Source organism: Candidatus Acetatifactor stercoripullorum (assembly GCF_944382095.1).
Lineage (GTDB): Bacteria > Bacillota > Clostridia > Lachnospirales > Lachnospiraceae > Acetatifactor > Acetatifactor stercoripullorum.
In genome coordinates this window covers 126968-134229 of sequence record NZ_CALWMU010000002.1, presented here as the reverse complement: position 1 = coordinate 134229, position 7262 = coordinate 126968, and the positions used below count along the sequence as shown (strand labels likewise).

Here is a 7262-nt window from a genome sequence, read left to right as displayed (position 1 = left end):
TAATACCACGCTTCCTCCGCTTTGTCAACTGCTTTTTTTGATTTTTTTCTTCCGGCTCCGCCGGCTTCCGCCCCGGGAGCTTCCATGCCTGCTTCCGCAGCACTCTCCCCTTTTGGCGGTGGAATTTTATAATAGCACAAACTGGGATTCCTTGTCAATGCAATTTTTTGAATTTTTCAAACAAATAATAACTTTTCAGCCCGCGCCACTCGCAAAGCCGCGCCAAGGCGCTTTTTCGCTGCTGCGCATATTTACTCTTAAGAGGGCAGGAAGCTGATTTCCGAATTCAATCTTTCAAGCCATACGGCCAGATAATTATTCTCGTACAGCCATGTTAAAATCTGGTTTTCTCTTGTATAAACAAGTATCTGCTGTCCGATCATTCCCATATCCAGCATCATAATAAACGCATAGATTGTCCAAAGAATCAAAATAGTTTCAACAATTCCAAAAAGCATCCCCAGCAATTTGTCTATCCAGCTCACAACAGGCAGCCTGGAGATGACTTTTGCAGAAAAAAACACAACCCCCAGCAAATGATGTACAATGCCAACCAGGCAAAGCAGCAGCACCGCTATTATCACATTTGCTATTTCTCCATCAAAATAGCTGTTGAGCCCGTTTCCGATCAGAGCTGCTACAACACACATTACAATGAGAGAAATCAGGGAAATAATTTCCCTGACCATGCCTTTCTTGTAACCGCTGACTATATTAAAGAACATAACAATCAGCACTATCACAAATAATAAATTCATTTGTATACCTCCTTGTCCGCCTCAGCTGACAACAGCTTAATGGTCTTTCCTAATCTTTTCGCGTTTCCTTCACACTTATTTCAACTGTATGGTGTCAATGGAATTTTCCGTAACGATAGCGTATTTATACGTTCCTCCCGCAGGAATCATCAGTCGCACCGTCTTGTCAAAGGTTCCCTTGAATTTTTCTACGCCCCCAAGGGTTATAATCTCACATTCCGTTTCGTTGTACGCCACAAAATAATCCTGTGAAAAAAAGATATCCGTGTAATCAACATCAAAATAATAGCTTCCCACTTTTTGTGCATTTACGTCATAGACATCCATCTGATAGGCAGAAGCAGTATCGTCTGACAGAAAAACCAGTCCAACGTACCTGTCGCTGAAAAACACGGACTGTATTTCCTTTTCATATAAGTATTCCGCCGCAACCACCGGTTTTTGACTGCCGGTATACATCATCAGCCTCGTATCCCCTACGGCAAATGCCGTGCTGTCATTCATAAATTGTATGTACGGAACCAGCAGGTCCGAATAAGAATAAACGCTGACAATATGATCGCTTTGGTTTTCACCCACCGCTCCGAAATTATAAAACGCAATATTGGTTTTCAAAACTCCGGCGTCCACATAGATATAACTGACTCCCAAAAGCTCCGCGCTGGGTGAAAGGCTGACAGACACCGGATAGCCGCTGTCATACATATGTGCCTGTCCGGTGTACAGCATTTCTCCCGTGGGAGCATAGGTATTGATCCAGGTGACATCCGTGTCCGCCAAAACAGCAGTGACGCAGCCTGTAGCTGAGACAGCAAGATCACGGATCGGCATGGTAGTAGTGATTTCTCCCAGCTGTTCCTGGGTGTTCTGCACATAAATGCTTCTTCCATTATAGTTTCCAATTGCCGCCACATCATCACAGACAGCAATTCTGATATCCTGCATTTCATAAGTACGGTTCCAGGTAACTTCTCCCTTTAAATTCGTACAATGGGCTCCGTCCTGGCTGTAGGTCAGTATGGCATCCCCCAGCCGGATATCCGTTGCCGTTCCTGCCGTTTCTCTGGACAGGGCAGATACCGTATCATAGTCCGTATATATATGCCTCTGGTACTGCAGAATTACCAATGCCACCAGTGCTCCCACTGCTGCCAGCACCAGCAGCACCCTGTATAAGGCAGTCAGCTTATGCTTTCTGATTTTTTCTTTGTAATTCAGCTGATTTTGTTCCCTTTTTTCTTTTTCCTTCAGGTAACTTTTTATGTCCGCCATAGATTACCTCATTGTTTTATGTATCGCAGCCAAGCTCTGCCTGTATATTGTATCACACTCTCCACGTACTAGGGTAATAAAATTTTCTCCCCCACCTTAATATCATCCGGGTTTGCTATTTGATTCAGCTCACATATCTCCGAAACTTTAGCATCGGTGCCGTATTGGCGGATGCTGATTCCGATCAAAGTATCTCCCTTTTGTATCACGTATGCAACTGGTCCCGACGTTTCGGCCGAGGTCTGTGCAGATACTGTTTCCTCCTGCGGGGTCTCCTGCTGCTGAGGCTCCTGCTGCTGGGTTTCCTCCGGCAGGGGCTCCTCCGGCAGGGGCTCCTCCGGCAGGGGCTCCTGCTGCTCCTCCGTCGTGCCTGTTCCTGCAGACTGCTGAGAAGAAGCTGTATCCTGGGAAGGAGGAACGCTGTCCATGGAGCTGGTCTGATCAGAGGCAGAGCTGTCTGTGGAGGCAGTACCTTTCCCGGCGTCAGCGTTTTCCTTTTGTAATGCGTCTGACAGCTTGTCCTCCGCCACAATCACATCCACCTGCCCAGTAGCGCTCACCGCTTCCATGGAATCAGGAAGAGACTCTATGGAATCCGGCAGCTTCTGCTCCGTCATCTCCGCCATCAATTCTCTAGCTGCCTGCTGCATTTCTTCTACTCGTTCGCTGCCGCTCATGGCAGCCAGTCCAGCAACGCACAAAACCGCAAATACAGCTGCAGCCGAAAACCTGAATTTCCGCAGGCTTTTTTCAGCGTGCTTGTCCTTTTTTTCCTCAGCCGAAACCAAATTTCCGGAAAAGTCCTTTTTTGCCTTCTTCCTCTCTGTCCGAAAGGAAGCGCCGTTTTTTTCCTCCGCTTTTGCCCTGCGTTCCTCCTGGCGCTGCCTGACTATATTATATTTTTCCTGATCGACCTCCTCCGGTGAGGCGCCTTCCTGTCTGGTGTCCAGCATATAAGCCAGCATGCTGTCATTCTTCTCATAAAACTGTGCATACCCTGACACATACCTGCACACGCCCTGTTCGCAGATGTGAAAGCCCTCGATCATCTCTCCATTCAGGAGGCGGTAGCCCATAAACTGATAATCCGCAAAATATTTTTTCCGCAGACGTTCAATTTCCTGCTGCTGTGCCTGGGACAAATGTCTGCTCTCCCTCTGCAGAAAGTCCAGCTTGCATGCACCGTACAAAAAAAGATAGGAAACCTCATTTTCCTCTTTCCTCACACCATACAGGGCAACAGCCATATCCTTGTTTTGGGCCAAAAGATTCATCTGCTTCATATAAGAAATGACATAATCTTCCACATAAATTTTGCAGCTTCGGTCCGATTCTCCAATCTGTGTAATATTTTTTGGCAATTCCATAAAAACACCTCCCATACCGTTTCTATCAATATAGCATCGGCATGCGAGGTATTTTAGCATTCTTTGTCGTACCGGCAAAAAAAGCGTTCGACATTCTTTGCGGGCTCTTTCTGCAAGGCGGCACACTATTCAAAGCGGTACACTGTCACTGAATCATAATCCTGCCCGTTCTCTCCGCCAAAAATACAGGAGGGAAACTGGGAATGATGAACAGAATCCGGAAAATACTGGGTCTCAAGACACAGTCCGCTGCGTTTCCCATAGGAAGCGCCCTCTTTTCCCGTCTGAGGGTCTATAAAATTACCCGCATAAAACTGTACGCCGGGAAGGGTTGTGTATGCTTTCATAATCCTTCCGCTCTTGGGTCCCTTCACCACGGCAAAGAGCCGAAGGGTACCATCCCAGCCGTCAAGAACCCAGTTGTGGTCAAAGCCGCCTGTCAGCTTCAGCTGTTCAAAATCCGCATTGATGTCCTGCCCCACTGTCTTTTCCTCTGTGAAGTCCATAGGGGTTCCCGCCACAGCCGCAATTTCTCCCGTGGGAATGCTTCCCTGAACCACCGGCGTATATCGGGAGGCATTCAGCCACAGCGTATGTGCTTCTATGCTGCCGCTGTCATGTCCGTCCAGATTAAAATAAGTATGATTCGTCAGATTGAGAATCGTTCTCTTGTCACTGCTGCCATGATAATGCAGCGTCAATGCGTTATCCTCATCCAGAGAATAGGTTACCTGCACCTTTTTTCTGCCCGGAAAGCCCATATTTCCGTCAGCATCCTCCAGGGAAAAGGTCACGCTGTTTTGAGAAACCTGGGCCGACCAAAGTTTTTTATGATATCCCTTTTCCTTGTGGCTGTGCAGATTATTCGGCCCGTCATTTACATCCAGAGCATAGTCCGCTCCATCCAGCGAGAAAGCAGCGCCTCCAATGCGGTTAGCGCTTGGTCCGATCACAGCGCCAAAAAAACTGGGATTTCCAAAATAGTCCTCCGCCCGGTCAAAGCCAAGAACCACATCCGCCCCGTTTCCCTGGCCATCCGGCACGATCAGCCGCACCAGAATGGCTCCCAGATTTGTCACACATGCCTGCATTCCCTTACTGTTTTTTAAGGTATACAGCATGATTTCTTCCCCGTTTAATCCCTTCCCAAATACACTTTTTTCCACTGCCATACACTAATGCTCCTTCCCTAAGATTTCCAGCGCAGCCAGCCGCTTCCAGAAGCATCACAGCTCTACCCGGCCCTCCAGTGCCCGAAGCAGCGTCACTTCGTCAATATATTCCAGATCGCCGCCCACAGGCACCCCGCTGGCAATTCTTGTAACCTTAATGCCTGTAGGCTTAATCAGCTTTGCAAGATACATGGCGGTAGTCTCTCCCTCAAGGCTTGAGTTGGTGGCAATAATCACTTCCTCCACATCATCCTGAAGGCGTGCCATCAGTTCCTTCAGCCTGATATCGCCCGGTCCGATTCCCAGCATGGGCGATATAGCCCCGTGGAGCACATGATAAACCCCGTCATATCTTCCCGTTTTCTCATAGGCCGCCAGGTCTCTGGTATTTTCCACCACCATAATCAGCTTATGATTTCGGTTTTCATTGGCGCAGACCGGGCACAGCTCCCGGTCCGTCAAGGTAAAGCACTCCTTACAGTAACGAACGTTCTCCCTGGCCTCAATCATAACCTCCGCCAGATGTTTCACCTTTTCCTGGGGCATATTGATCAGATGAAAGGCCAGCCGCTGGGCCGATTTGCTGCCGATGCCCGGAAGCGCCGCAAGCTCATCAATCAATTTATTGATATGTCCGCTGTAAAGATCCATCAGAACGGAAATCCTCCTCCGAGTCCTCCGGTCATCTTGCTCATCAGCTCCGCATTTGCCTCATCCGCCTTGCGCAGCGCTTCATTTGCAGCCGCCACAATCAAATCCTGGAGCATCTCCACATCCTCCGGATCCACCACCTCTTCGGACAGCTTCACGCTAAGAATCTCCTTCTTGCCGTTTACCGTCACTTCAACGGCTCCGCCGCCGGAAGCAGCAGTAAACTCCTTGGTTTCCAGCTCCTTTTGTCCTTCTTCCATCTGACGCTGCATTCTCTGGGCCTGCTTCATCAGATTGGTCATATTTCCGGGCATACCGCCCCCGGGAAAGCCTCCCCGTTTCGCCATAATCTGTCCCTCCGTTTGTCTTTCATCATTTCTTCTTTTTCAACTATACACTAAGACCCCTTCCCGCGCAAGAAAAAAACGGGAAATCAGTCCTCTTCCTCAATTTCCATATGAATCAGCTGGGACAGATCGGGATAATTGTCCTCAAACTCTTTTCGCCCGCCCACAGTCTGTATGGCAACCTCCACCTCTTTGCCGCAGAAGTCTGCCAGTAAAAGCTCCAGCTGCTCTTTATTCTGGGGATGCCCGGTAAAATAATCCGATGCCGGTCCATCCTCCAGCACCACCAAAAGCCGGTTGTCGCCGCCCAGGCTTAAGCGGGCTGATTTCAGATACATCTTCATGGGATTATCCGCACTTCCCGCAATGGAAGGCCATTTTGCCACAATCTGACGGATATCCTCAGGAATCGCTTTCGGAGGTTTTGGTTTTTCCCGTACCGGGGCTTCCTTTCCCTGTCCCAGTCCTCCCTTTGACCCTTGGCCGGAAAAGACGATGCTTCCTCTCTCCTCAAAGGCAGCGATTCCCTGTTCCACCTTATCCTCCACCTGACGTATCCGGTCTAAAACCGCATCCTGGCTTGTCTCCATTTCAGGCTTGCACAGCTTGATCAGGGCAATCTCCACCAAAATACGCTTTTGAGAGGCATAGCGGATTTGTCCCGCCAGCTCCGAAAAAATACGGATATATCGTATGATCGTTTCTGCATCCGCTCTCTGAGCCTCTTCCTTTAGCCGGCTTAAATTTTCCGAGGACATATCTATCACATCCTCAAGCCCATCCGAGGAACGCACCAAAAGAAGATTCCGCAGATACCAGGTAAAATCCGTGACAAACTGTACCAGCTCTCTTCCCTGCATCACAATTTCCTCCAGCAGCCCGATGCAGCCTAGCACATCCCGGTCCAGCACATGGCGAAACAGTCTGCTAAACACCTCCGTGTCCACCGCTCCCAGCACATCCAGCACATTGTCGTAGGTAAGCTCCTTTCCCAGGTGAAAGGCAATGCACTGATCCAAAAGGCTCAAAGCGTCCCGCATGGAGCCGTCCGCCGCCTTGGCAATATAGCGCAGGGCCTTTTCCTCCACCACTGTTTTCTCCACATCCACCAGCTCCCTCATCCGGGCCGTAATGGTGTCTATGGAAATACGCTTGAAATCATATCTCTGGCACCTTGACAAAATGGTGATGGGAAGCTTGTGCACCTCTGTTGTTGCCAGTATGAAAATAACATAGGAGGGAGGCTCCTCCAAGGTTTTTAACAGGGCGTTAAAGGCTCCTATAGAGAGCATATGCACCTCATCGATAATATAAACCTTATATTTCCCCTCCGCCGGAGAATAGGAAACCTCCTCCACAATCTCCCTGATATTATCCACACCGTTGTTGGAGGCCGCGTCTATCTCGATGACATTCATGCTGGCTCCTGCGGCAATCGCCCTGCAGCTGCGGCACTCTCCGCAGGGCCCGTCCTCGCTTGGATGCTCACAGTTTACCGTTTTGGCAAAAATCTTTGCAACGGTGGTCTTTCCCGTTCCCCGGGTTCCCGTGAACAGATAGGCATGGCCGATCCTGCCGGCCCTTAGCTGGTTGCGCAGTGTGGTCACGATGTGATCCTGGCCCTTGACGTCCGCAAAGGTATCTGGGCGAAACTTGCGGTATAGCGCTGTATATGACATGGTGTTACCAACCTCA

Annotated in this window: 7 protein-coding genes; all 7 read right to left on the bottom strand. The window is 49.3% G+C overall.

Translation table 11 applies throughout. From position 1 onward, the window contains the following. Window positions 1–257: 257 nt before the first annotated feature. The 7 genes from SHK35_RS01365 to dnaX all read right to left on the bottom strand — a co-directional run bounded on the left by SHK35_RS01365 (window position 258) and on the right by dnaX (window position 7246). Window positions 258–758, bottom strand: coding sequence for a CvpA family protein (locus tag SHK35_RS01365; protein ID WP_318708184.1), 501 nt, complete (start codon window positions 756–758; stop codon window positions 258–260). A gap of 75 nt (window positions 759–833) precedes the next feature. Then, window positions 834–2030 carry a DUF5711 family protein gene (locus tag SHK35_RS01360; protein WP_318708183.1) on the bottom strand — a complete coding sequence of 399 codons (1197 nt, stop codon included), beginning with the start codon at window positions 2028–2030 and terminating at the stop codon, window positions 834–836. Between the two features lie 68 nt (window positions 2031–2098). Then, entirely contained in the window at window positions 2099–3397 is a 1299-nt protein-coding gene (locus SHK35_RS01355; protein ID WP_318708182.1) for a LysM peptidoglycan-binding domain-containing protein, read from the bottom strand. Between the two features lie 125 nt (window positions 3398–3522). Next, window positions 3523–4569 (bottom strand): aldose epimerase family protein, encoded by a 1047-nt coding sequence (locus SHK35_RS01350; protein WP_318708181.1) that lies wholly within the window; start codon window positions 4567–4569, stop codon window positions 3523–3525. A 54-nt stretch (window positions 4570–4623) separates the two neighbouring features. After that, window positions 4624–5220 (bottom strand): recombination mediator RecR, encoded by a 597-nt coding sequence (gene recR / locus SHK35_RS01345; protein ID WP_318705548.1) that lies wholly within the window; start codon window positions 5218–5220, stop codon window positions 4624–4626. Continuing rightward, on the bottom strand, window positions 5220–5567 hold the full coding sequence (locus SHK35_RS01340) for a YbaB/EbfC family nucleoid-associated protein (RefSeq protein ID WP_318705546.1): 348 nt from the start codon (window positions 5565–5567) through the stop codon (window positions 5220–5222). The genes recR and SHK35_RS01340 overlap by 1 nt, the downstream gene beginning before the upstream one ends. 86 nt (window positions 5568–5653) lie before the next feature. Then, on the bottom strand, window positions 5654–7246 hold the full coding sequence (dnaX, locus tag SHK35_RS01335) for a DNA polymerase III subunit gamma/tau (protein ID WP_318708180.1): 1593 nt from the start codon (window positions 7244–7246) through the stop codon (window positions 5654–5656). Window positions 7247–7262: the final 16 nt, after the last annotated feature.